Source organism: Halobellus marinus (assembly GCF_032113415.1).
In the GTDB taxonomy this organism is placed as follows: Archaea; Halobacteriota; Halobacteria; order Halobacteriales; family Haloferacaceae; genus Haloquadratum; species Haloquadratum marinus.
Genome location: NZ_CP134946.1, coordinates 2,998,418 through 3,020,992, shown reverse-complemented (window position 1 = coordinate 3,020,992; position 22,575 = coordinate 2,998,418). Strand labels below are relative to the sequence as shown.

Sequence of the window (22,575 nt, the reverse complement as noted above, 5' to 3'; positions counted from 1 at the left end):
ATGACCTGTGAAGAACTCGAAGCGCTCCGACTCGCACTGATGAACGTGACCGGCACCGCCGACGAAAGCGTCCGACAGCACGCCGAGGCCGAACTCGGCGAGACGCTCGACGACGACGGACCGATCGCCGCGCTCGCCGACGCTACGACGCTCGCGGAGATCCAGCGCCACCTCGACGCCGCCCTCGTCGACTTGGAGGAAGAAGCGATGCAAGCCGACCCCGACGACCCGCAGGGCGCGTATCTTCGCGGTCGGGTCGTCGCTGTCAGGGACGCCCAGCGGACCGTTCGGCGGCTTCGCACCGAGACCGATGCGCTCCTCGACGACCTCGGTGAGGCGCATCACACGCTCCACGAGACGTTCCCCGTCGAGGAGTAACATTGCGGCGTGAGCTCACGGCTCAGCGATCCTGAGAAGCCGCTGACGCCGCGGCGTGAGCAACCCGCTCCGCCGAGAGTTCCGACAGCGACACTCTGCGCGCGTCGGTCTCGCGCTCGATGATGTCAGTCAGTCCGGCACCGTCGTCGCCTGCGTCGACGAGGACCACCGACGACTCCGTCCCCGCAAGCCGGCGGGCGGCGTCCCGGGTCGCCGCCGTCGGACTCCCCTCGGCGACGTTCGCGCGCCCGTCGGTGACGACCACTGCGAGGCCCGCTTCGGCTTCAGTGCGGTCGAGGAGACGGGTCGCCGCGTCGAGGCCGGCCGGCAGCGGCGTCCGGTCGCCGGTCGGGAGTTCCTTCAGGTGGCGAGCGGCCAGCGTCACGCTGTCCGTCGGGGGCAGAAGCACCTCGGCGTCGTCGCCCGCGACGGCGACGAAGGCCACCTCGTCGCGCTGTTCGTAGGCGTCTTCCAAGAGCGACAGCACCGTCCCCTTCGCGCGGCGCATCGCCGGTCGCATCGACGCGCTGGCGTCGACGACGAAGATCACGAGGGTCCCCGCGGTGCCGGTCCGGACCGACGTCCGGAGATCCCGTGCTTCGACCTCGGCGCGTCCGTCGGTCGCAGCGGCCCGGACTGATGCGGCGGCATCGACGGTATCTGCGGAGTCCGCCCGTTCGGTCCGCACGCGGGATCCCCGGGCCTGTGTCGAGGGGTCGGCGTTGGCACGCGACCCGTCGGTCGCCGTTGCCGACGCTGACTCGACCTCGTCGACCGGCGGAGCGACCGCGTCGCCGACCTCGGCCCGCTGCCCTGGCACGAGCGGCGTCGCGGTCCGCTCCTCGTCGGCGCCGTCTTCCGGTGGCCCATCCCCGTCCTCGTCCGAAGACGAGTCGCCACCGTCGTCTCGGTCTCGGGACGCCCCAGCAGGCCGCTGGGCGCCACTGGGGTCGTCGTCGGACTCGTTTGCGTCGTCGCTTCTGCCGTCCGGATTCTGTTGCTCGGAATTGTCGGTTCCGCTGCCCCCGTCTTCACCGTCGGTTCCATCCGCGTCCGACTCGTCGCGAGTGTCGTCTCCCTCGCCATCTGGACACCTCTCCGCTGTCGACTCGCCGTCCTCGTTGCCGTCGGACTCCGAATCACCGTCTTCCGGGCTACTGTCTCCCGAGTCGTCGAAGTGATCGTCGAGCACGTCGTCGACGTCGGGCGAGTCCTCGAACGGGCGACCCTGGAGACGATGCGGGAGCGCCAGCGTCGCCGCCTCCCGGACGTCGGACTCGATCACTTTCGTGCGGCTGTCGAGCGCCGCGAGTGTCATCGCCGTCCGGGCGGTCGCGATGTCCGCGCGGTGACCGTCGACGCCGGCGTCGCCGCAGAGTTCGGCGATCTCGGCTTTGAACTCCGCGGGGAGGTCGACGTCCGAGAGCAGGTCCCGGGCGCGGAGCAGCCGATCTCGCACTGCTTCGGTCTCCGATTCGTACCCGTCGGCGAACCGCGAGGGATTCTCGTGTCTGTCGAGCGCCCGGTTGATCACCTCGACGCGGTCCTCGACCGACTCGACGCCGGTGACCGTCGCCTGGAGCGCGAACCGATCGCGGAGTTGCGGCCGGAGATCACCCTCCTCGGGGTTCATTGTCCCGACGAGCGTGAAGTCGGCGGGGTGTTCGACGCTCACGCCGTCGCGCTCGACGCGGTTGACGCCGCTCGCGGCCGCGTCGAGCAGGACGTCCACGAGGTGGTCCTCCAGCAGGTTCACCTCGTCGACGTAGAGGACGCCGCGGTTCGCCCGCGCGAGGAGTCCGGGCTCGAACTCTGCGGCCCCGTCGAGCGCGTCGGCGACCGAGAGGGTCCCGGTCACTCGTTCACGCGTCGCGCCGAGCGGGAGCGTCACGAGCGGCACGGCCCGGGTTTCGACCTCGTGGTCGGACCGTTCTCGGCACGCTGAACACTGTCGGTCGGGGCCGTCGGGGTGACAACCGTACGGACAGCCGGCGACCGCGCGCTGTTCGGGGAGCAACTCGACCAGCGCCCGGACTGCAGTCGATTTGGCCGTCCCCTTCTCGCCGCGGACGAGGAGTCCATCGAGCGCGTCGTTGGCAGCAACGGCCAGAAGCGCCCGTTTCAGCTCCGCTTGTCCGACGATCGCAGGGAACGGCGTGTAGCGGCGAGGCATACAGATATGCAACCTTACTTGTAGTAGGGCAATAACGCTTTATCAACGATGGCGACGATCGGGCTGTACACGGCGACGGAGAACGAACTGGGCGCGGTCCAGCAGGCGGCGGCGCGACTCGACGGGATCGATCTGGCGGTGCGCTCGGAGGGAGACCTCGACGACATCGACGACGTCGACGCCTTCGTCGACGAGGTCGTAGAGGCGACGGCGGTCGTGCTGTGGCTGCACGGCGCCGAGGAGAGTCTCCCCGGCTACGAGCACGCCGTCGAACGACTGACCGACGCCGGCGTTCCGCTGATCGTGAAATCGACCGGCGACGCCTACGCTGTCGAGGACACGACCGTCGCTGCGAGCGACAGAGACCAGGTGTACGAGTACCTCGACTGCGGCGGGGTCGTGAACCTCGCGAACTGCTGCCGGTTCCTGGCCGCGGAGTACGGGAATCCTGGGGAAGGGCCGTCCGAAGCCGAGTACGACGACCCAGTCTCACTGCCGACCGAGGGCGTCTATCACCCGGACCATCCCGGGATCGACTACGAGGAACTGCGAGCGACGCACGACCCCGAGAAACCCACGATCGGCGTCTGGTTCTACGAGTCGCACTGGACGCACGCCAACACCCGCTACGTCGACGCGCTCGTGCGGGCCTTGGAAGCCCAGGGCGCGGACGTCCTCCCCGCCTTCTGTAATCCGGCGACCGACGAGGACGGGCAGGAGAACGCCGAGTGGGTCGCCCGCAACTGGTTCCGGGATGAGGATGGCCCGGTCGTCGACGCGGTCGTGAGTTCGTTTATGTTCTCACTGTCGATGAGCGAGCGCGGCCGCGACGCCGACGACGAGGGCAAAGACGCCGAGGAGGTCTTCCTCCGGGAACTCGGGGTCCCGGTGTTGCAGGCGATCACGACGATGCGTTCCGAGTCGCGGTACGAGCGGAGCGACACGGGCGTGATGGGTTTCGAACTCGCGCTGTCGGTTGCGCTGCCCGAGTTCGATGGCAACGTCGTCACCCACCCGATCAGCGGCAAAGAGCGGATGGACGACGAGGCGGGGATCGGCAGCGCGCCGAAGCAACATTTCCCGATCGACGACCGGATCGACCACGTCGCCCGACTTGCCGTCAACTGGGCACGGCTGCGACACCTCCCGAACGACGAGAAGGACGTCGCGGTCGTGCTTCACAACTACCCGCCGAGCGACGACGGCATCGGTACGGCGTTCGGCCTCGACAGTCCCGAGAGCACCGTCAACCTCCTCGATGAACTCCGGAGGCGTGGCTACGACGTTGACGACCCACCCGAGGACGGTGCAACGCTCATCGACCGGCTCACCTCGCAGTTGACCCTCGATTCGCGGTGGGTCGCCCCCGAAGACGTCGCCGAGTTGAGCGTCGATACGGTGTCGCCGGCGCAGTACGCCGAGTGGTTCGACGCGGCGGACGACCGGTTCCGGGAGGCCGTCATCGACGAGTGGGGCGATCCGCCGGACCGGCCCTTCGCGATCCCCGGGGTCGAGTACGGGAACGTCCTCGTGACGGTCCAGCCGCCCCGCGGGTTCGGAATGGATCCGTCGAAGGTCTACCACGACTCCGACCTCCAGCCCCCGCACGACTACTACGCCTTCTATGCGTGGCTCCGCAACGAGTTCGACGCCGACGCCGTCGTCCACCTCGGGACACACGGAAGTCTGGAGTGGCTTCCCGGGAAGACGGTAGGGCTGAACGGCGCGAGCGCCCCCGACGCGCTGATCGACGACCTGCCGAACGTCTACCCGTACATCATCAACAACCCCGGCGAGGGGACGCAGGCCAAGCGCCGGTCGTACGCGGCGGTCGTCGACTATCTGACGCCCGTGATGCGTGCCGCCGGGACGTACGACGAACTGGCGGACCTCGAAGAACTGGTTCGCGAATACCGCGAGGCCGGGATGGAGGACGCCCGGTCGGACAGCGGCGCCCAGTTGCGCGAGCGGATCCGCGCGTCGGTGGCTGCGCAGGATCTCGCAACCGACCTCGGATTCGAGTCGGTCGAGGACGTCGCGTTCGACGACCTGATCGAACGGATCCACGAGTATCTCACCGACGTGAAGACCACACAGATTCGGCTGGGACTGCACACGATGGGCGAACCGCCCGCCGGCGACCGCCTCGTGGAGTACCTCGTCGCGCTCACCCGGCTCTCGAATCCCGGCGCACCGAGCCTCAGAGAGAGCGTCGCGGGTGTCCTCGGCGTCGACTACGACCGGATGTTGAACGAGCCAGGGACCTACGACGAGGAACTCGGGATGTACCTCTCGGAGGCGGCAGATCGCGTCCGCGAGGAGTCGCTGTCGCTCGTGGCGGAACTCGCCGCCCACGACTTCGACGTGCCGGCCTCCGAGCAGGAGGCGGGGCCGGACGACGAGGTGACGATGAACCTCCTGGTCGTCGACATCGACCCCCTGGGCGACGCGCGCGTCGCGGGTGGCGCCCACGACTCGCTCCGGGAGGTGCTGGAGTTCATCTGCGAGGAGGCCGCACCGCGTGTCGCGGGCGCGGCCGACGAGATTCCGCGGACCGCAGACGCGCTGAACGGCGCGTACGTCCCGCCGGGCGGCAGCGGCGCGCCCACGCGCGGCGGCGTCGACCTCCTGCCGACGGCGCGGAACTTCTACACGCTCGACCCCCGGAAGGTCCCCGCGAAGACGGCCTGGGACGTCGGCAAGCGCGTCGCCGACGGCGTCGCCGAGCGCCACCGGGAGGAGAGCGCGACGCGGAGCGCCGCGGAACAGTCGAGCGCTGCGCGGAGCGACCCGCGAGACGACGAGGGCGCCTATCCCGAGGAGATCGGGGTCGTCGCCTGGGGGACGCCGACGGTGCGTACCCGCGGCGAGACGATCGCGCAGGTGCTGGCGCTGATGGGCGTTCGGCCGGTCTGGACCGACGCCGGGCGGATCGACGACGTGGAGCCGATCCCCCTCGACGAACTGGACCGGCCGCGGATCGACGTGACGACGCGCGTCTCCGGGCTGTTCCGTGACGCGTTCCCGCAGGCGGCGAGCGTCGTCCACGACGCGGTCGACGCAGTCGTCGACCTCGACGAACCGCACGAGATGAACTACGTCAAGAAGCACGTCGAGGAGGAGGCCGCAGATCTCGAAGCCGACGGCGTCGACGCCGAGGAGGCGACGTCGCTGGCGAAACAGCGCGTTTTCACGACGAAGCCCGGCGGGTACGGCGCCGGCACGAACAAAGCCGTCGACGAGGGCAACTGGGACGATCGCTCGGACCTCGCGGACGTGTACGTCCAGTGGGGCGGCTACGCACTCGGGAAGCGCGGGCGGGTGAGTGAGGCAAAAGAGAGCTTCGAACGGCGACTCGGCTCCGTCGAGGCGACGGTCAAGATCGAGGACACAGGCGAGCAAGACGAGTTCGACTCCTCGGACTGGTACGCGTTCCACGGCGGGTTCATCTCCGCCGTCGGCGAGATCGCCGGGAGCGACCCGGCCTCCTACGTCGGCGACTCCTCCGATCCCGACAACGTCTCCGTCTATACAAACGAGGAAAAAGTCAGGAAGACGATGCGGGCGCGGGTACTCAACCCCGAGTGGCTGGACAGTATGGAGGAACACGGCTACAAGGGCGCCGGCGACCTCTCGACGACCGTCGACGTCGCGCTCGGCTGGGACGCCACGACCGGCGTCGTGAGCGACACGCTCTGGGAAGACGTCGCCGAGGCGTACGCGTTCGATGCGGACCGTCGGGAGTGGATGCGCGAGGTCAACCCCTGGGCCCTCGAAAGCATCACGTCCACCCTTCTCGAAGCGATCGACCGCGACCTGTGGGACGCCGAGGACGGCGTCGCCGATCGACTGCGGGACATCAACCTCTCCGTCGAGGGCGACCTCGAAGCGGAAGCGAGCGGCGCGAGCGAGGCAATCTCAGATGACTGACGACACTCCAACCGACGACGCAAACGAATCGAACGGGTCGGGACACTCGGGGACGGCCGGGGGGTCTTCGACCGCCGACTACGCGGACCTGGGCGCGACGACCGAGGCGGCGATGGACATCGCGGAGACGAGTATGGACATCGTTCGCTCGTTCGTCCCCGACGAGAGCCTGCACGACCGTATCCGGCAGAAAGCCGTGCACGCGACCGGGTCGCCGGAGTTCCAGCATCTGGTTCGCTTCCAGAACGACCCCGTGCTCGCTGGCGCCCACGCCGTCCTCGACGAGCGGCCGATCGTGACAGACATCACGATGGTCAAAGCGGGGATCACGGGCCGCGGCCACGACTGCCCGGTGCGGAAGGCGATCGGCGAAGGTGCCGATCTGGCCGCCGAGACGGGGATGACCCGGACCGCAGCGTCGGTGCTGGAACTGGACCGGCAGGGGGTCTACGACGGTGCAATCGCTGTCGTCGGGAACGCGCCGACCGGTGCACTGGCGCTGGCCGACTGCATCGAGGACGGAACGCGGCCGGCCGTCGTCGTGGCGACCCCGGTCGGCTTCGTGAAGGCGGCCGAGAGCCGCGAGCGGATCCGCGCGGTCGCCGCCGAATACGGGGTTCCAGCGATCACGACCGTCGGGACGCGCGGCGGGAGCGGCCTCGGCGCGGGACTCGTGAACGAACTCGTCCACGTCGCCAGCGACGCGCGGGAGGGAGCGGTCGATCTCTCGGCCCGCGAGCAGGACGCAGATCACAACTTCCCGACCGATGAGTGACGACTACGACCTCGACGCCGGGGGGGACCCCGCGACGGTCGCCGCTGCGACGCCAGAAGCGACCAGTGTGGCCGAGGCCGATCCCGTCTTCGCGGTGGGCATCGGACCGGGCGATCCGGCGTACCTCACCCGGCGCGGCGCGCGCGCCATCAGCGAGGCGGACGTCGTGGTCGGCTTCGAGACCGTGGTCGACCTCGTCGCCGCGGAGACCGACGCCGACCTGCTCACCTGCGGATACGCGGACGAAGCGGCGACGCTCGACTCCTTCGCGGATCGCGTGGGCGACGGCGAGCGCGGGACGGCCGTCCTGATGGGCGATCCGAACCACTCGGGCTATCAGTTCCTCGGCAAGGTCCAGCGGGCGGTGGACGCCCCGGTGCGGGTCATTCCTGGAATTTCGTCGCTCCAGGTCGCCGCGAGTCGCGCGCGGACGCCGATGGAGGACAGCACGTTCGTCACCCTTCACAAGAGCGGCTCCCTCGACGACGATCTGGATCGCCTCGCCAGCACCGTGGGCGACCGGCATCTGCTCGTCCTGCCGCGACCGTTCGACTGGATGCCCGGCGACATCGCCGCCTTACTCGTCGAGAGTGGGGCGGACCCGACGCTCGACGCGCTGGTGTTAGAACGACTGACGCGCTCGGACGAAGCAGTGACGAAAACCACGCTCGGTGGCCTCGCCGACTCCGCAGGCGGAGCGGACCGTGATTCGACACCGTACTCGGATCTCTCGGTACTCGTCGTTCGCGCGGACGTCTCCGCGGAGGTGGAGAGATGAGTGAGGTGGACCGATGAAGGGATTCGTCGTCGGCGGCACGCGGTCGGGTGTCGGCAAGACCGTCGCGACGCTCGCGATCATCCGGGCGCTCCGGAACGGCGGCGACGACGTCCAGCCCGCGAAGGCCGGCCCGGATTTCATCGATCCCAGCCATCACGAGTACGTAGCTGGAAAGCCCTCGCGGACGCTCGATCTGTGGCTGGAAGGTCGCGAGGGCCTCCGTCGGAACTACTACCGCGGCGACGGCGACGTCTGTGTCGTCGAGGGCGTGATGGGCCTCTACGACGGCGACTGCTCCAGCACCGCGATGGTCGCCGAGGCGCTCGACCTCCCGGTCGTGCTCGTCGTCGACGCGAAGGCGGGGATGGAGAGCGTCGCCGCGACGGCCCACGGCTTCCGGGAGTACGCGTCGCAGGCAGGCAGCGAGGTGGAGGTCGCCGGCGTCGTCGCACAGCGCGCACACGGCGGGCGCCACGCGGAGGGGATCCGTGACGCGCTGCCCGAGGGTCTCAGGTATTTCGGGCGGATTCCCCCGCGTTCGGAACTCGAAATCCCCGACCGACACCTGGGCCTGCAGATGGGCGAGGAGGCAGCGCTCGACGACGACGCGCTCGACGAGGCGGCCGAATCGATCAGCGTCGAAGAACTGCGCTCCGTCGCTCGCGCGCCCCCACGTCCCGATTCGGATCCGGGGCCGTCAGGCGAGCCGATAGACGCCCGAATCGCCGTTGCCCGCGACGCAGCGTTCTGTTTTTCCTATCCCGCGACGCTCGAACGCCTGCGGGAGCGCGCCGACGTGGTCACGTTCTCGCCGCTCGCGGGCGATCCGCTCCCCGTTTGCGACGGCGTCTACCTCCCGGGCGGCTACCCCGAACTCCACGCGTCGGCCCTCGCAGACAGCCAGGCGCTCGCAGCCCTCCCGGATCGCGCTGCGGAGGGCCTGCCCATCCTCGGCGAGTGCGGCGGCCTGATGGCGCTGTCGGAGTCGCTGACGACCGCCGCGGGGGAGCGGCGTGAGATGGCTGGCGTGCTCCCGGCAACGGTCCGGATGTGCGACCGCTATCAGGCGCTGGATCACGTCGAACTGGAAGCGACGTCACGGACGGCAACCGCCGATGTGGGCGAGCGACGACGCGGCCACGAGTTTCACTACTCCGAGGCCGACGTCGACACCGACGCCCGGTTCGCGTTCGAGGTGCGTCGGGGGAGCGGCATCACCGACGAGCGCGACGGCCTGACCGAACACCGGACGCTCGGCACCTACTGTCACCTCCATCCGGAGAGCGGCGCGTTCGATACGTTCATCGAGCGTGCGGCGAGCAGCCGTCAGTAGCGGCCGTTTGTCGACCGGTCGCCGGACGCTTCTCAATCGGTCGCGCTTCGACCGGTCGCCCGACGATCCCTCAGTCGGCCGTCCCTTCGACCTGCTGTGTCCTGTCTACCTTCAGCGGGTTCCCTGTCGACGTCGCGGTAACCAGCCGCAGGAACTGCCCGGCGTTCGTGAGGAGTTTGTTCTCCGCTTTCCGGAGGTGCTCTTCGTACGTCGAGCGTGCGACCGCGGTCTGCTCGGCGAGGTCGCGGAGCGACGTCTTCCGGGGCTGTTCGTAGTAGCCGCTCTCTAAGGCCAGGCGGAGCGCCGCCAGTTGCCGCTCGGTCACGTCGTCGAACAGCTGATCGACCGGCGCCAGCATACTGTGGGGGATCTCTTGCTCGGTGATCGCCGTCTTCGAGAGCACGTCGACGTTCCGGTCGGCTTCGAGGTCGTTCAGCAGCGCGCGGACGTCGCGCTCGTCGAACGCGATGACCGAGTAGTGTTCCCAGCCCTGTCGGTGGATCGTCGGCGGCTGGTACAGACAGTTGTACTCCTCGAACCGTTCGATGATCGAGTCCTCCAGCGAACAGAGACAGGACTGGGTGACGACGTGGAGGCCGGAGTCGTCGACGGATCGGTGGAGGATCGTGCCCAACCGGTCGATCTCGTCGAGCAGGTCCTCGCTCGGTGATTCCGAGGAGGTGATCTCGATCACCTGACAGTCGCTGAGATACCACTCCCTGATCGTGAGGTCCGGGTAGTGCTCCGAGATCTCCCGATACGGACACTCGTGTCTGACCCGGAAGGAGGCCTCATAGAGGCTCATACGAACACAGACGAGCCCGTATGAATTAAGGGTGCCGGCTATGTCCGGCATCACTTATATCGGATAACCTGTCTTACGTACGAGCACCTATGTCAGCGATGGCTCCCGATGAACTCGGGAAACGGTTGCAGACAGATGACGACGTACTCGTGCTCGATATTCGCCACGAGGAAGATTTCGACGACTGGCATATCCCCGCGAGTGTCAACGTCGACGTCTACGACGAACTCACGACGGAACCGGACGCGGCGAAAGACGACCTCTCGGAACTCCCCGACGAGAAAGAGATCGTGACCGTGTGTGCAGAAGGTGTCGTCTCACAGACCGCGACGGACGTCCTCGACGAACTCGGCTACGACGCGACGACGCTCACCGACGGGATGTCCGGGTGGAGTCGGGTTCACCGACACGCGCCGGTCTCCGTCGACCTCGATGGCACGCTCGTACAGGTCGCCCGACCCGGGAAGGGCTGTCTCTCGCACGTCCTGATCTCCGAGGGGGAGGCGGCCGTGTTCGACCCCTCGCACTACCTCGCGGAGTACGAGGCGGTGATCGACGACCACGACGCCGAACTCGTCGCCGTACTCGACACGCACGCCCACGCCGACCACGTGTCCGGCGGGCACGAACTCGCTGCTCGCCACGACGTCCCGTACTACCTCCACCCGAAGGACGCACTCGCTGTAGAGACGGCACCCATCGAAGACGGCGATACCGTCCAGATCGGTGCTGTCGAAATCGAAGTGATCCACACGCCCGGCCACAGCGAGGGTAGCGTCTCGTTCGATCTGGAGGGAAAAGCGTTGCTTACCGGTGACACGCTCTTCCACGAGAGCGTCGGGCGCGTCGAACTGGGCGTCGAGGCCGGGATCGAGGACTCGGACGTCGAGGCGAACGCCGCGACGCTCTACGAGAGTCTCCAGCGGTTGCTGGAGCGGCCGGACGATGCCGTGGTCCTGCCGGCACACGACCCGGGGTCCCCGGAGCCGCCGGTGACAGCGACGCTCGGGGAAGTCAGAGCCGGGAACGAGGATCTGGGGCGCGACCGCGAGGCGTTCATTCGGGAACTCGCCGACGACATCCCGGACCACCCGCCGAACTTCGAGCGCGTAAAGCGGACGAACGTGGGACAGGAGTCGGTTCCCGCCGACGAACTGGCCGACCTGGAACTGGGTCCGAACAACTGCGCGGCCGAGTAATCGATGAGTACCGGAACTGAACTCAAACAGGGGATCCGCGAGCACCTCGGGCAGTTCTCGTTACACATCCTGCTGGTGTTCGCCACGGGGCTGACGATCGGGTCCGAACGGGCGGTCGTGCCCGTTCTGGGCCGGGACGTGCTCGGTGTCGAGTCGCTTTTCGTCATCGGCTCGTTCGTCGTCTCGTTCGGGTTCGTCAAGGCGATCCTCAACCTCTATGCCGGCAAGTGGGGCGGCGAATACGGCCGCAAGCCCGTGCTCGTCCTCGGGTGGGCGACGGCGCTGCCGCTCCCGCTGATCCTCATCTTCGCGCCCAGTTGGGGCTGGATCACCCTCGGGAACATCCTGCTGGGGGTCAACCAGGCGCTGACCTGGAGTATGGCGATCAACGCCAAGATCGACCTCGCCGGGCCCGATCAACGCGGACTGGCCGTCGGCATCGACGAGGCGTTCGGGTACAGCGGTGTCGCCGTCGGTGCCTGGATTACCGGCGTGATCGCCGGCCAGTTTAGCCTCCGCCCCGAGCCGTTCTACTTCCTCGCGGTCGTGGTCGTGCTGGCGTTCCTCATCGCGATCTTCCTCATCGAGGAGACTGTCCAGTACGCGCAACTGGAGGTCGACGACGAGGATCACCACGACGCGAACCTCCCGTTCGTGGAAGTCTTAAAGCGCGCGACCTACGGCGACCGGACGCTGTTCGCTGCGGCACAGGCCGGCCACATCGAGAAGTTCGTCGACACGCTGTACTGGCTGGCTGTCCCGCTGTATCTCACGAGCGAGGGCGTCGGCATCGCGTCGGTCGGGTTCATCGTCGGCGTCCACAGCGCGATGTACTTCCTCCAGATCGCGACCGGCGGACTCGCAGACCGGATCGGCCGCCGTCCGCCGGTGATCGCCGGGATGTTCCTGACCGCCGCGGGCGTCCTCGGGATGGTACTCTTCGAGGGGTATCTCCTGTGGGTCGTGCTTTCCGCCGTGTCAGGTCTCGGGATGGCGCTGCTCTACCCGAACCTGATGACCGTTCCGGGAGATGCCGCGCATCCGACGTGGCGTGCGACCGGGATGGGCGTCTATCGGATGTGGCGCGACTCCGGCTACGGCATCGGCGCGATCCTGATCGGGCTCACGATGGAGTTTGCGAACGTCGAGGCAGCCTTCTATATGACTGCTATCCTGATGTTCGTCTCCGGCGTGGTCGTGTATATCTGGATGGAGGAAACCCACCCCGAGTTCGGCACGCACGAGCCACCTGCTCCCGCGGAACCGTCGGTCTGAGCAGTCGCCGCAAAAACATTTTCCGCTCTTTCACGCATTGTAACGCCCCGGAGCTGACGGGCCGTCGCTATCGACTGCTAACGCGGCTATATTTATGATCTCGGCGAGCGTCTCAGTGTTATGAATCCGAAAACGACGCTACGATTCGAGGGTCTCGCGCTCTTTGCGGCCGCGACTGCGGCGTATTTCACACTCGGCGGGCCCGTATGGCTGTTCCTGCTGCTCGCGCTGGCACCGGACGTCTCGATGCTCGGGTATCGTGCCGGCCCGGTCGCCGGGAGTCGCCTCTACAACGTGTTCCACACGACTGTCGGCCCAGTCGCCCTCGGGGCGGCCGGCGTCCTGCTGGGCGTCACACCGCTCGTCTGGATCGCGCTCGTCTGGGGTGCTCACATCGGTGCTGACCGCGCGATCGGCTACGGATTGAAGTACCCGACCGGGTTCACGGACACGCACCTCGGGTCCAGGAACGTCCGGAATGGCCCGGCAGTCGAACTCTCGGGCGATTCCGGAGGGATCTCCCTTTCGGAGACAACTGAGCGGACACAGCGCGGCGAGCTGTTCGACGATGAGGCCGGCAGAGTTTAGCTGTGACCAGTCATACAGTCCGGGCAATGCAATCTGTGGAATATCGGGAGCAGATATACGATATTCTCAGCGATCCGACAAAGTCGATCGCGACGAGGATCGACGACGCGCTCGACGTTGGGGTCGACTATCTCGACGTTTCTATCGGATTTTTCACCCGGATCGAGGACGACGTCCAAAAGATCGTCCAATCGACCGGAAACCACACGCTGATTCAGCCCGGCGAAACGTGCCCACTCGACGACGCGTACTGCCGTCGAACGATCGAAATCGAGAGTCCGCTGGCGATACAGGACGCAGACGCCTCGTCGGCGGTTGCCGACTCGGCGGTCGAGACGTTCGGGCTCGGGGCGTACATCGGTGCCCGTATCCTCGTCAAAAACGAGGTGTACGGGACGATCTGTTTTGCCGACACCGAGTCCCGGGAAACCGACTTTACCGCGGCCGAGAGCTACTTCGTGGAACTCGCCGCCAGACTCGTCGCGCAGGCCCTCGAACAACAGTCGTACGAACGCGAACTGGCGGAACGCGAGACGGAGATCAACACGAAAGAGGAAGTGTCTCGTGCACTCATCGATGCCAGCTTCGATCTGGTGTTTCAGATCGGCTCAGAGGGACAGTTTACGTACGTTTCACCCGCTGTTGAGGATCTGCTCGGATATTCCGCCGACGACTATCTCGGCCAACCGTTCACCTCGATGCTGCCGGATCAATCGACGATCGCCGTCGCCGAGGAGATATACGAGTCGGTGATGGCCGGTGAGACTGTCGTCCGGGAGTACTTCCCACTCGAACACCGGACCAAAGAGCAGGTGCTCGTCGACATTCGGGTGACGCCGCTGTATTCCGGAGAGGTTTCACCCGAAGACCGAACGCCCGCGGACATCGTCGGGGTACAGGGGATGGCGCGGGATGCGAGCGGCCGCCACCACCGGTACCGCCTGATCCGGGTCCTCAACCGCGTCCTCCGACACAATCTCCGGAACGATACGAACGTCATTAGCGGGTACGCGGAGATGCTCCGCGACCGTCTCGAAGACGAGGACGCGGCGTACGCGCGCAAGATTATCGAGACGACCGAGCGACTGATAACGCTCAGCGAAACTGCACAGAAACTGGAGTCGAATCTCGAGGCACCGCCCGAGATCGAAATCGTGGATATTGTGCCTCTCGTCGTCCAGACTGTCAATCAGATCGACGAACAGTATCCGGGGGCGTCGATTTCAGTACACACCCCGGATGTAGCGATGGCGAAAAGTGCACCTCGGCTGGAGGCAGCCGTGTGGGAACTGCTGGACAACGCAGCCAACCACGCCGGTGCGGCGCCGTCGATAACGGTCACGGTCCGGATAGCGGACGAACAGGCGGTGATCCAGATCAAAGATGACGGCCCCGGGATTCCGGCGGACGAAAAGGCGGTGCTCCTGTCCGGACAGGAAACCCCGCTGGAACACGGGAGTGGGCTCGGGCTGCTGCTCGTCCACTGGATCGTCGAGAGCCTCGGCGGGGAGCTCACCGTCCGGGACAGTGAGGCAGGCGCGTGTGTCGAGATCGCACTCGGACGAACCGGGGAACCGTCGTCCGAGTGATCAGAGGACTTCCGAGAGCAATTCAGCAACAGCGACGCTGTCCCTGTTCGGTCGCTTCCTGTCCCTCGGGGTTTCAGATTCCCCAGAAGAATACGATGCCGACTGTCGTGACGACAGTCAGGATCAGTTGTAACGGCGCACCGACGCGTGCGAAGTCAGTGAACTTGTACCCGCCTGGTCCGTAGACCATCAGGTTCGTCTGGTAGCCGACAGGGGTCAGAAGCGGTGTGCTGGCGGCAAAGGTCACAGCCATTACGAACGCGAAGGGGTTGGCGCCGAGTTGGCCGGCCACCTCGACCCCGATTGGCAACAGCAATACGACGCTGGCGGAGTTGCTGACCATTTCCGTGATGATCGCGGTTCCAAGGTAGAACAGCCCCAGGACCACGATCACTGGAAAGAGGGCACTGACGGACACGACGAGGTCGGCGATGAGGTCCGCCGTGCCCGAGGCTTCGACGGCGATGCCGAGCGGGATGACACCCGCCACCATGAAGATCACTTCCCAGTCGATGGCTTCGTATGCGTCCTCGGGCGTGAGAATGCCCGTGAAGAACATCGCCGCAACGCCCGTCAGCGCACTCACCATGAGCGTGAGGACGTCGAGTGCCGCGAGTCCGAGGGCGCCGGCGAGGATCCCCAGCGCGATGGGGATCTTCGACCGATCGAAATCCTCCCATCTGTCCTCGCCCGCGATGGCGACATTCGTGTCCCTCGCAATGCGATCGAGCACTTGGTCGGGCGCCTGAACGAGGATGACGTCGCCGGCCTGCAACCGAACCTCTCGGAGGCGCTGGCGGATCACCTCGTCGCCGCGCCGGATCGCCAGCACTGTCACGTCGTAGTCGCGCTCGAAGTCTGCAACTCCGCTGCGCCGACTCGACCAGGGGCCGGGCAATAGCACGACTTCGGTGAGTTCGATCTCTTCGTCGTCGGCCTCCTCGGCCGACTCTTTGCCGTCTTCCTCCGTATCTTCGCCCGACGCCTCGTCCTCGACGGGAGAGCCGCTTCGCTCCGCGTCGACCGATTCCCAGCCGTGACGCCGTGGCGAGAAGCCGGGCGGGAGAGACGCATCGTCCTCCGTGGCTGCCTCCATTACCTCCGGTAACAGCTGCAGGTGTTCCTGCTCGATGACCTCCTGGAGGGTTTCCTGGTCGGCCCTGACGGAGAGGACGTCGCCGGCCTGGAGCCGTTCCCATCCCAGTCCGTGGGCGAGCGTCCGGTTGCCACGAACGATCTGGAACACGTCGAGGTCGAGGTCCTCCTCGCCCAGTTCCCCGACCCGGGAACCGACGAGCGGCGAGTCCTCCATAACGACGACATCGGTGAGGTAGTCGGTCATACCGAACGCGTCGGTGGGCGACTCCGCCGGTTTGATCCGCGCCGGAGTGAGGTATCGACCGATGGTGAGCAGGTACACGACCCCCACGAGCAAGACGATGGCGCCCAGGTGCGTGAACTCGAGCAGCGCGAACGGTTCCGCATCGGGACCACCCACCTGAACCCACACCTCGCTCGCCAGGAGGTTCGTTATCGTCCCGACGACGGTGAGCATCCCGCCGAGCATCGAGGCGAACGACAGTGGTATCAGGAGCTTCGAGGGCGACGTCTTCGTTTGCCGAGCGAGGTTCATTATCGCCGGTATCAACACGGCGACGACCGAGACGTTGCTGACGACTCCGCCCGGCGGCCCGGAGAGTGTGACCGTGGCGAGCAACTGTTTGAACTCGTTGTCCCCGGCGAACGCGATCAGTTTCCGCGTGAGGATCTGGATAATGCCGGTCCGCCGGACGCCTTCGCTCAGGACGAACATCGCAAGTACAGTGAGCGTCGCGGGGTTCGAGAACCCCGAAACGCCCTGCCCCGGTGACACGCCAGTCCACTCTCCGAGGAGGACGAGTGCGACGACGAGGCCGACTGCGGTGGCGTCGATCGGAACCGGCTGGGTAACGAAGAGGACGAAGACGACGGCGATGATCGCCAGTACGACGACCACGTCGAACGAGACCGGAAGCTGTACGGGGAGTTGTTGTAGGGGGAATCCATTGCTCCATACAAAATGCAAGAACAGAGAACTCATCGATTCGTCGTTCTCCGGGAGTTCTTCGACTGATCACATAGAATTTGTGCTATATATTCAGCAGGGTATCCACGTCTGATAGTGTGAGTCCTCTCGGCAGTCCGCATCCCTGGCTCGTCATCGTCGATTAGTTCCCAAAATCCGCCTTTCGTGTAGATTTCGAGGTGTTCGTCCCGATAGCATTGACACCCCGAAGTACAGGCTCTCGCCGAACGTTTTTTGGGCGATAACGCGGGCACCGATCAACGTGCGCGAAACGATAGAGGAGCGAACCGTCAACGGGTGTAAGGCAACGTTAGTGTTTGATACGGGCGGACCAGTCGGTAGTGATCACTTGCTGATCGTCAAGCCGGTCGATACCGAAGGGGATTGGCTGGTGAACCGGTGGTTCTACTTCGACGAGCAAACCGAGGCGTACATATGGAACTTTGCCGAGAAGGTCTGTACCGACGAAGAGTATCGACAGCAGTCGCTGGAAGAAATGGCGGACTGGAAACGCGTCGCCAACCTGTATGAGCCCCTCGCTCGCAGGCTCTATCAGGAACTGTCCCAGTCCGAACAGAGTGAGTTCCCGATTATGAAGGAAAGCTCCAGGCTCGATTCTGAGAAGTTGGAATCGCTTTGTGAAGAGCTGTTCGAGGAGAGCAAAGCCATCGTCCGTCAGGGAAAGGATCGGCATCCGGACGCAGTCTACGACGAGAAAGAAGCCGAACTACAGCGGTGGCTCGCTGCCGAATCCACATAATCCGATGCGAGAGGCGCACACGTGCGCCCCGGACACATCGGAATCCCTGTCGCGGTCGAATGACTCCCTCCGATCGTCCCCCGAGCCTTTGCTCGCTACCGCTCGCAAAGACGCCAGTTCACTCGCGCGAGCGAATGTGAGCGCGAGGCCAAGGAAGGGGCGAAGCCCCTGACGCAGGCTTTTGGTCGAGCTTTTGCAAGCGAGCAGCGCGGGACCCTCCGCGTCCCGCTGGCCGTACGGGCGACTCGTGGGTCGCCCGTACGACGGAGCGAGCGCTGCAAAAGGTCGATGTACGCCCGAAACACTACCGGGTGAGGAACTACTAGTAGGCTCGGTGGAAGTGAGAACAAGCGCCCTATGGTTAGTGTTCGAGAGCCGTCACGGTGAATAGCGAGTCGTCCGAGAGGACACTCTGGACGCGGCCGTGCCACACGTCGGCGAACAGCTCGCGGTCGTCTTCGCTCGCGGTCCCGTCGATGATCTGCTGGAGGTTGCCGAGGGCTGGCCCGCCGTCCGGAACGTCGCCGACGTGGTAAGTCACCTCGACAGCCTCGTCGGTGTCGGTCCGACGGAAGCGGAACGTCGGATCAGCACTCTCGGGGTCGAACGCGTCGAACGTCAGCATGTTCTGGCGATCACCGTAACCGCCGGCGAGCCCACCGAAGCCGTCTTCCTGCGCGGCGCCGGTCACGAACGAGATGAGGCGCCCCATAACGCCGTACGTGGCGTCGTCGCGTGGCCCCGCGGCGAGTACTTCGACTTCGCTCCGGACGGGGAGGTCGTCGGGATACAGCGCGTCGAGGTCCAGCTGGACGATGCGATAGGCGCCCGAGGCGGTCGGACAGGAGTGCCCCGCCGCCTTCACCACGTCCGCGTAGGTGACGATGAACGGGTCGCCGGGATCGAGGACGGCGAGTGCTTCTGCGACGGGGTCACGGATCCGGATCGGTTCGACGTCGTGTTCGACGGCTATGTTCGAGTCGGTACGATTCGCGTCGGTCGGAGTCGTGCTTTCTGACATCGTGAGTTGGTTGTAATCACTGGTTCGTGGTCGATGCTGTTCAATACCGTAACAGCCGCATCCCGTTGCCGATCACGGCAAGGACGCTGGCCTCGTGGACGAGCATCCCGAGCGCGAGCGTAACGTAGCTCGTCAGGACGCCCGCCAGTAGGAGCGTCACCGTCAGCACCGCGAGACCGACGTTCTCGTAGATATTCCACCGCGTGGCCTTGCTGAGTTTCACCGCGTACGGGATACGTTCGAGATCGTCGGCCATCAGCGCCATATCCGCCGTCTCGATGGCGGTGTCGGTCCCGGCGGCGCCCATGGCGATGCCAACGTCGGCGGTCGCCAGCGACGGCGCGTCGTTGATGCCGTCGCCGACCATCGCCACGACGTGGCCGTCCTCGCGGTACTCGTCGATGACCGCCTGCTTGTCTTCGGGGAGCAGTTCGGCGCGGTAGTCGTCGATACCGACTTCTTCGGCGACCGCGGCGGCGGTCCGCTCGTTGTCGCCGGTGAGCATCACCATCCCGATGCCGGCGTCCTGGAGTTGCTGGACGACGCCGGGCGTGGCCTCGCGCAGTTCGTCTCGGAGGGCGATGACGCCGACGACGACGCCGTCGAGGACGACGTGGACGGCAGTTTCGCCGCGCTCTTCGCGCCCCCGGACGTACTCGGCGACATCGGCGTGGAGCTCGAATCCGCGCTCCTCGAGCAGGGCGCGGTTCCCGACGACGATCTCGCGGCCATCGTGGTGGGCGATGACGCCCTTGCCGGCGACTACGTCGAAATTGTCCGGGTCAGGGAGCGACCGCGCGTCCGTGGTTGCTGAATCGTCGGCCGCCTGGGCAGTCGTCGTCCCGCCATCGGTCACAGGGTCCTGCCGGTTCTGCGCCGCCTCGAGGATCGCGTCGCCGAGGTGGTGTTCGCTCTTCTTCTCGGCAATGGCCGCGAGTTCAAGCACGTCACTGGCCTCGGCGTTGAAGCCGGCAACGTCGGCGACGGCCGTCTCACCCTTCGTCAGCGTGCCGGTCTTGTCGAAGGCGACGAGGTCGATCTTGCCGGCCTGTTCGAGGTGTTCACCACCCTTCATCAGGACGCCGCTTCGGGCAGCGTTGCCGACGGCGGAGACGATGCTGACCGGCGGCCCGATCACCAGCGCTCCCGGACAGCCGATGACCAGCAGCGTCAGTGACAGAATTGCGTTCTGCGTGACCGCGTAGGCCCCGATGGACAGTGCAATCACGCCGGGCGTGTAGTACTTCGCAAAGCGGTCGATGAGGCTCTCCGTCGGCGACTGGGCCTCTTGAGCTTCCTCAACGCGGTGGATGATCCGCTGGAGCGTCGTGTCCGACCCGGCGCCCGTCGTCTCAACCTCCAGCGAGCCTTCCTGGTTGATAGTGCCGGCGTACACCTCGTCGCCGTCGGCTTTGTGGACGGGCGCGCTCTCGCCGGTCACCGGCGCCTGGTTGACGGCGCTCTCGCCCTCGACAACGTCGCCATCCACGGGAATCTTTTCGCCGGGTTTGACGATGACAATCTCGCCTTCCTCGACTTCGCGGGCGGGTACCTCTTTTTGCTCGCCGTCGCGGCGCACGGTGGCCGTGTCGGGCGTCATCTCCAGCAGTTCTTCGAGGGCGTTGCGCGTTTTGCGCATCGTCCGCCCCTCGAGGTACGATCCCAGTGCGAACAGGAAGACCACCGCGGCGGCCTCCCAGTACGAGCCGATGGCGATTGCGCCGACGGCGGCCAGCGTCACCAGCGTCTTGATGCCGAGCGTCCGGCTTTTCACCTCGTGGTAGGCGGTCTTGGCGATGTCGTAGCCGCCGACGATTGCTGCGAGGATCAAGATCGCGGCGCTCGCCGTGTCGAAGGCCGAAACGTAGCCAATCGTCCAGCCGCTAGCGTACAACAGGCCGCTCATCGCGACGATGATGGCCTTCCGGTGTTTGCGGTAGTACTGTTTGATCGATTGGGTATCCATAATTTTCCTCGTTATGCGAGCTGGGGCGTGTAACCCTGGTTCTCGATTGTCTGTTCGAACGATGCCGGGTCGGCGACGCTGTCGTCGTAGTCGATTTCGACGCGACCGGTCGTGTAGTGTACTTCAACGTCTTCGACGCCCTCCTGATTCGACAGAGCGCGTTCGACGGTGCTTGCACAACTCGGACAGTCGAAGTCCATCACGCGGAACTGGGTCGTTTCGCTCATTGCAATTCAACGTAGTGCCCACACCCACTAAAGTATTTTTTAAATGATATGTTTGAATGACTACATAGGGTGTTTGAGCGGACAAACGAGTCGTCTAGAGCTTTCACTGAATCAGCGGAAAAAGGCGTCAAACAGGGGTCTGTGCAGCGGTCGGTACTACTTAGCGTGTACACGCCGTCGGTTCACATATGACCACGTCCGATGGCGAGAATGCACTAGAAGATATCGCCGTTCGAGATACGCGGGTGTCTGATGCCATTGACGAACCGATGCGGGCGATGATTCTCGATATTCTCGCTGACGAGACGCTAACAGCAAGCGAGGTCCACGAACGTCTCGCCGACCGGGGAATCGACCGGACTGAAAACACGGTTCGTCACCATATCAACGAGCTTCGAGATGCGGGACTCGTCGACGTCGTCCGGTTTGAAGAGGGACGGGGCGGGACGACAAAATACTACGGAGCGAACACGACCGTCCTCTCCTACTCGCTGCCGGACTCAGCCGACCCGGCGATCGAGGAGATGATCGATGCCGTCCAACCACAACTCGAGGCAGTTCTAGACACCCTGACCGACGAGTACGAAGACGTGATCGACGATATCACGGCAGAGATGCAACCCTGTGAGCACTGCCGAACCCAGAAATACGAGACGTACGTGTTGTTGACGGTCCTCCGACGGGCCTTCGTCCGAGCACATCAAGACGGAGAGTCGGCATACCACACGACAGAATGCTAAGACGTATCGTTTTGACCTGAGAAATTGTGCGTTCGCGCGTTGCATACAGCCCGGTCATCCGAAGCCGATAGATGCCAGTATTCCCGGCAGACCTCACTCCAGGATCGCCATTCACTGGGGGTTTCCGAGATCCGGCGAGAACGAGAGGCTACTAGGGGCAAATCTCGTTCAACGGTAGACTCTGACTGAAGTAACTATATTATTTTCAAATAGTCCTACTAGCATACTCAAAATGTACGCCCGGAACACAACCGGGCGAGTTTCTACTAGTAGCTTCGCCTCTGGGCGATAGGAGAGCGAACCACCGGGCTGACCGCCACAGATTAGCTATTGCGCTCGATCCACGCACAGAATTCGTCGAAATCTCTCGCACCGGCCTGCTCGGCGATGCTCCGCAACGTTCCCATATCAACCTCGTCGTGCAGCGGCACCGACACGATCCGGGCATCTGAACCGTGCTCATCGGGCGGTTCCTAGCGAAGAATCGCGTGGTCGCCGTTCGTCCGGTCCCACTCGTAGATACCGCTGTTCACCATTACCTTCACGATCTCCCTGCCGGAGAACGGTCCGCGGCCCATCCCTCACTCGAATACGTCAGACTCGTCCAGCGAGCCAGAGGTGTTCTGTTCCGGGTCGATACCCATCTCCCGGAGGGCGTCATCGCTCGGGGACTCACCGGCACCGTGATACCCGGAGACGGCCTCGTCGAGGTTTTCGAGCGCGGCCTGTCGGGTCCCGCCCTGTGAGGTGACACCAGTGTCCTCGTCGTGGGCGACCCACACCTCGCCGCTCTCGCCCAGCGACAGCGAGATGTTGACCGGCCCAGGGTTCTCATCGCCGGAACCGTCGGTGTCTGTGCTCATATCTCCAGGGAGGTTCGGTAGCCGAATAAATCTGGTGTGTCCAGTAGCTGGTCCAGACGACTCATGAGTGGCCCACCGCTGATCGAATGTAAACGAGAGTCGCCGCGCGG

At 65.2% G+C, this 22,575-nt stretch carries 18 protein-coding genes and 1 pseudogene; 11 read left to right on the top strand and 8 right to left on the bottom strand.

All coding sequences use genetic code 11. The features are described from left to right. On the top strand, positions 1–378 hold the full coding sequence (locus tag RJT37_RS14940; RefSeq protein ID WP_313685686.1) for a DUF3209 family protein: 378 nt from the start codon (positions 1–3) through the stop codon (positions 376–378). 22 nt (positions 379–400) lie between these two features. Here the strand turns inward: RJT37_RS14940 and RJT37_RS14935 are convergent, their stop codons facing one another. Next, a complete protein-coding gene (locus RJT37_RS14935) occupies positions 401–2,551 on the bottom strand; it encodes an ATP-binding protein (protein WP_313685684.1) in 2,151 nt (716 codons plus the stop codon). A 48-nt stretch (positions 2,552–2,599) separates the two neighbouring features. Between RJT37_RS14935 and cobN the strand changes: the two genes are divergently transcribed. The 4 genes from cobN to RJT37_RS14915 all read left to right on the top strand — a co-directional run bounded on the left by cobN (position 2,600) and on the right by RJT37_RS14915 (position 9,367). After that, complete coding sequence (gene cobN / locus RJT37_RS14930; RefSeq protein ID WP_313685682.1) at positions 2,600–6,481, top strand: cobaltochelatase subunit CobN; 3,882 nt, start codon at positions 2,600–2,602, stop codon at positions 6,479–6,481. A gap of 112 nt (positions 6,482–6,593) precedes the next feature. After that, positions 6,594–7,256 (top strand): precorrin-8X methylmutase, encoded by a 663-nt coding sequence (locus tag RJT37_RS14925; protein ID WP_313689999.1) that lies wholly within the window; start codon positions 6,594–6,596, stop codon positions 7,254–7,256. Beyond that, entirely contained in the window at positions 7,249–8,034 is a 786-nt protein-coding gene (locus tag RJT37_RS14920) for a cobalt-precorrin-7 (C(5))-methyltransferase (protein ID WP_313685680.1), read from the top strand. The genes RJT37_RS14925 and RJT37_RS14920 overlap by 8 nt, the downstream gene beginning before the upstream one ends. Before the next feature lie 13 nt (positions 8,035–8,047). Beyond that, the gene (locus tag RJT37_RS14915; protein WP_313685678.1) at positions 8,048–9,367 is read left to right on the top strand and encodes a cobyrinic acid a,c-diamide synthase; all 1,320 of its coding nucleotides are present in this window, start codon (positions 8,048–8,050) and stop codon (positions 9,365–9,367) included. Between the two features lie 70 nt (positions 9,368–9,437). Here RJT37_RS14915 and RJT37_RS14910 read toward each other — a convergent pair whose 3' ends face one another. Then, the gene (locus RJT37_RS14910) at positions 9,438–10,172 is read right to left on the bottom strand and encodes a helix-turn-helix domain-containing protein (protein ID WP_313685676.1); all 735 of its coding nucleotides are present in this window, start codon (positions 10,170–10,172) and stop codon (positions 9,438–9,440) included. A gap of 89 nt (positions 10,173–10,261) precedes the next feature. Here RJT37_RS14910 and RJT37_RS14905 point away from each other — a divergent pair, with 89 nt between their 5' ends. The 4 genes from RJT37_RS14905 (at position 10,262) to RJT37_RS14890 (ending at position 14,823) form a co-directional block, all read left to right on the top strand. Next, positions 10,262–11,371 (top strand): MBL fold metallo-hydrolase, encoded by a 1,110-nt coding sequence (locus tag RJT37_RS14905; protein ID WP_313685674.1) that lies wholly within the window; start codon positions 10,262–10,264, stop codon positions 11,369–11,371. 3 nt (positions 11,372–11,374) lie between these two features. After that, positions 11,375–12,646, top strand: a complete 1,272-nt coding sequence (locus RJT37_RS14900; protein ID WP_313685672.1) for an MFS transporter — start codon at positions 11,375–11,377, stop codon at positions 12,644–12,646. Positions 12,647–12,766: 120 nt separating this feature from the next. Then, entirely contained in the window at positions 12,767–13,234 is a 468-nt protein-coding gene (locus RJT37_RS14895; protein WP_313685670.1) for a DUF4260 domain-containing protein, read from the top strand. A 26-nt stretch (positions 13,235–13,260) separates the two neighbouring features. Further along, positions 13,261–14,823: an ATP-binding protein gene (locus tag RJT37_RS14890; protein ID WP_313685668.1), complete on the top strand. Its 1,563-nt coding sequence runs from the start codon at positions 13,261–13,263 to the stop codon at positions 14,821–14,823. 73 nt (positions 14,824–14,896) lie between these two features. Here the strand turns inward: RJT37_RS14890 and RJT37_RS14885 are convergent, their stop codons facing one another. Continuing rightward, positions 14,897–16,903, bottom strand: a complete 2,007-nt coding sequence (locus RJT37_RS14885; protein WP_313685666.1) for an SLC13 family permease — start codon at positions 16,901–16,903, stop codon at positions 14,897–14,899. 247 nt (positions 16,904–17,150) lie between these two features. On the opposite strand from RJT37_RS14885, the gene RJT37_RS14880 reads away from it, so the two are divergent. Beyond that, positions 17,151–17,648, top strand: coding sequence for a hypothetical protein (locus tag RJT37_RS14880; RefSeq protein ID WP_313685664.1), 498 nt, complete (start codon positions 17,151–17,153; stop codon positions 17,646–17,648). A 361-nt stretch (positions 17,649–18,009) separates the two neighbouring features. Here RJT37_RS14880 and RJT37_RS14875 read toward each other — a convergent pair whose 3' ends face one another. Genes RJT37_RS14875 through RJT37_RS14865 form a run of 3 tightly spaced genes read right to left on the bottom strand, consistent with a single transcriptional unit; the run spans position 18,010 to position 20,862 of the window. After that, positions 18,010–18,669: a hypothetical protein gene (locus tag RJT37_RS14875; RefSeq protein WP_313685662.1), complete on the bottom strand. Its 660-nt coding sequence runs from the start codon at positions 18,667–18,669 to the stop codon at positions 18,010–18,012. A gap of 40 nt (positions 18,670–18,709) precedes the next feature. Beyond that, positions 18,710–20,635 (bottom strand): heavy metal translocating P-type ATPase, encoded by a 1,926-nt coding sequence (locus RJT37_RS14870; RefSeq protein WP_313685660.1) that lies wholly within the window; start codon positions 20,633–20,635, stop codon positions 18,710–18,712. Positions 20,636–20,646: 11 nt separating this feature from the next. Further along, positions 20,647–20,862, bottom strand: a complete 216-nt coding sequence (locus RJT37_RS14865) for a heavy-metal-associated domain-containing protein (protein ID WP_313685658.1) — start codon at positions 20,860–20,862, stop codon at positions 20,647–20,649. A gap of 188 nt (positions 20,863–21,050) precedes the next feature. Here RJT37_RS14865 and RJT37_RS14860 point away from each other — a divergent pair, with 188 nt between their 5' ends. After that, positions 21,051–21,602 (top strand): ArsR/SmtB family transcription factor, encoded by a 552-nt coding sequence (locus RJT37_RS14860; protein ID WP_313685656.1) that lies wholly within the window; start codon positions 21,051–21,053, stop codon positions 21,600–21,602. 323 nt (positions 21,603–21,925) lie between these two features. Here the strand turns inward: RJT37_RS14860 and RJT37_RS14855 are convergent. Together RJT37_RS14855 and RJT37_RS14850 are read right to left on the bottom strand one after the other, a co-directional pair. Further along, positions 21,926–22,180, bottom strand: a pseudogene (locus RJT37_RS14855) (type II toxin-antitoxin system HicA family toxin). Between the two features lie 3 nt (positions 22,181–22,183). Beyond that, positions 22,184–22,465, bottom strand: coding sequence for a type II toxin-antitoxin system HicB family antitoxin (locus RJT37_RS14850; RefSeq protein WP_313685655.1), 282 nt, complete (start codon positions 22,463–22,465; stop codon positions 22,184–22,186). Positions 22,466–22,575 lie beyond the last annotated feature (110 nt).